General features: G+C 36.1%; 4 protein-coding genes. All 4 read left to right on the forward strand.

Annotated features, from left to right (window positions below; genetic code table 11):
• Positions 1-271: 271 nt before the first annotated feature.
• Positions 272-817 carry a sigma-70 family RNA polymerase sigma factor gene (locus HRT72_09340; GenBank protein ID NQY67908.1) on the forward strand — a complete coding sequence of 182 codons (546 nt, stop codon included), beginning with the start codon at positions 272-274 and terminating at the stop codon, positions 815-817.
• A gap of 35 nt (positions 818-852) precedes the next feature.
• Entirely contained in the window at positions 853-1,314 is a 462-nt protein-coding gene (locus tag HRT72_09345) for a hypothetical protein (GenBank protein NQY67909.1), read from the forward strand.
• Positions 1,315-1,325: 11 nt separating this feature from the next.
• Positions 1,326-1,850 (forward strand): hypothetical protein, encoded by a 525-nt coding sequence (locus HRT72_09350; GenBank protein ID NQY67910.1) that lies wholly within the window; start codon positions 1,326-1,328, stop codon positions 1,848-1,850.
• A 167-nt stretch (positions 1,851-2,017) separates the two neighbouring features.
• Positions 2,018-2,989 (forward strand): hypothetical protein (locus tag HRT72_09355; GenBank protein ID NQY67911.1); only part of this gene is annotated, 972 nt, incomplete at its 3' end.

A 2,989-nucleotide genomic window follows, 5' to 3' on the forward strand; every position in this document is an offset into this window, starting at 1 on the left:
ATAAAGCCTATCCCTCCTGAAGGAACAATAGTATTTGCAGAATCATTAACCCCCAAAATATTCGAGCCCCCTATGTATCCTACAATCCCATAATTAGTTTGACCAAAACCAAGTTCTCCCCAAAACAGGAATAGGAATAATAGAGTTGTATGTTTCATTATATACTTCCGTTCTTATCAATCAAAGTAAATACAGAAAATTCAATTCTGAAATTTATTCATTATAAGATTTCGAAATTAAACCTTTTGTCCAAATACGTATCTTACCATCTATGAGGGTTGAAAGACAGGAAGAGGAAATAAACGTGCACCTCAAAAAAGGCGACTTCAAAACAGCCTTCCAAGCCATTCTTACCCATTACAAGAAACCCCTTTACTGGCATATCCGAAACATATTATTGTCACATGAAGACACCGACGATGTACTTCAAAACACCTTTATTAAGATTTGGAAGAACCTCTCTCAATTCGAAAACAGAAGTAAAGTATATAGCTGGGCATATCGTATTGCTACTAATGAAGCACTCGGGTTTCTTAAAAAGAGAAAACAAGCAGAAAGCATCGACGACAATCTGCACTTAGAAAACAGCATTTTAGCGGATGAGTATTTCGATGGAGAGGAAGCACACAGAATCCTTTTAGAAGCCATTCAAACACTCCCTCCAAAACAACTAATAATCTTTAATATGAAATATTTTCAACAGATGAAGTACAGCGAAATAGCAGAAATAACGAAAACCACAGTTGGTGCACTTAAGGCATCTTATTATCATGCGGTGAATAAAATAGAAGGTTTTGCAAAAAATAAAATGAACTGAATTAAACCTTTTCAAACCAAAGCCATCCTACTAACATGAATACGCAAAACAAAAAAGATTTCCCCAATTGGGAAGACGTACCAGCCTCCTCCGGGATGAAGGTACCGGCAGGTTATTTTGAATGCGTAGAAGATTCTATTCTACAAAAGATTTCGGAAGTTGAGCAGGGCAAAACCAAAATCATTCCGATACACAGAAGTCACAAAGCAAAAACTATTTCTATCGCCTCGGCTGTAGCCGCTGCCTTTATTGGCGCTATCCTATTCTTTAACAATCCCGTTAAAAATGAAGTGAACGTTGAATTGGCGAACGAAATATTACTAGACGAATGGACAGCCTTAGCCGATATCGACGACTATTTTATTGCAGAAAACTTTACAACTGAGGAGTTATCTAACATCCATTTTGAAGATAAGAGCTCAGTATCTGCTGAAGCAGCATACCAATACATGCTCGATGAATCATTTTCGGAATTTCTTTTATACGAACAATTTTAAATCAATCTATTATGAAAATTAAAAATCAATTAATATTAATTACATCTATCATACTATTAACTACTTCTGCATTTGCGGGTAGAGAATCCCATTCAGCAGGTGAATACAAGAAAGACCACAAAAACGTACAATCTATGAAGGTGGGTTACATCACAAACGAGTTAAAGCTGAGTACCACCGAGGCGCAATCGTTTTGGCCGATCTACAATGAATTCGCAGAAAAAATGAAAGGACTAGAGAAATACCGATGGGACGAGCTAAAAAAAGCAAAACAGCAAAATGAAGCCGACCTTACGGATGAGTATATTAATAAGATGATTAAGATGAACTTTGATACGGAACAGAAAATCCTAGACCTGAAATTAGAATACGACACCAAACTTAGAACGGCATTATCTGTTAAGAAACTGGCTAAATTGTACTTAACAGAAGTTCAATTTAAAAAAGAAATGCTAGGTAGAATTAGGGGCCACCATGGACAAAATTGCGATTATGACGGTGACCGACACCATGATTACAAAAAAGACGACAAGTAACTTCATAACTAAACAAAGCATCATTAGAACGAATTTAAGCTTCTAAAGTATCGTGTTTGTCCGAACCTAAACAGGCACGATACTATAGCCAAACATCAGACCAGTCATTACCTTTTCAATATTCTGACATCTATAGATATAATTAATATTATATCTTAAATATACCAATGAAGCGCACATTCATTTTAATTACAGGATTACTTCTATCAACCTTTGCCTATAGTCAAGTTACCTCCTATTCTATTAAAGGAACCGTGAATAACGACCACGGCAAGCCTTTAGAAATGGGTAACGTAATTATTCTTTCCAAAGCAGATTCGTCTCTTATAAAAGGAGACTTCTTTATGGATGGTAGTTTTGAGATTAAAGACATCACCTCCAAAGGAGTTCTTTTAAAAATTACTTCTCTTGGGTTCGATGATATTATTAAATCAATTGATAACACCGAAGAAAAAAGCACCGTAAGTGTGCCAACCATTACCCTCAAAGTAAACAACACATTAGAAGAAATAGAGATCTCAGCCAAAGTTCAAACCTTCGAGCGAAGGGCTGGCAAAACCATTGTGAATGTAGCTAATACAGTTATGGCAGAAAGTAGAGACGTTGAAGCCATTCTTAAAAAATCACCAAGAGTAAAAGTTAAAAACAACGAGGTAAGTATTTTAGGAAAAGGAAATGCTGTTGTCTACGTGGACGGCAAGCGCGTCTCTTTCGATGTAGCAAATCAGATCCCTGTGTCTCAGATTAAAAGCATGGAGATTATTACCAGCCCGTCAGCCAAATACGATGCTGATGGAGCAGCAGTAGTAAATATCATTACAAACAATTACCATCTTGTAGGTTCCTTACTTAATATCCGCAGTGAAACTGACTACACTTTTCTACACAAACATCTCTATTTTACTCCAGAGGTAGTATACCACTTTAAGAAAGAAAAATATTCTTTAATCTTCCGATACGATAACGAAGTTGGAAATCAGACGCACGAAAATCAAAAATCGAGTCTAATAAGCAATTTAGGTTATAAGAATATTTCGAATACGGAATATATTCAAGACGGTAAGAATCTTCCAGGCTTTACTCTAGGTAGCGAATTTTACTTAAAAAAAGACAGAGAACTCAGTGTAGAATTATTCACG

Source organism: Flavobacteriales bacterium, assembly GCA_013214975.1.
Taxonomy (GTDB): Bacteria; Bacteroidota; Bacteroidia; order DT-38; family DT-38; genus DT-38.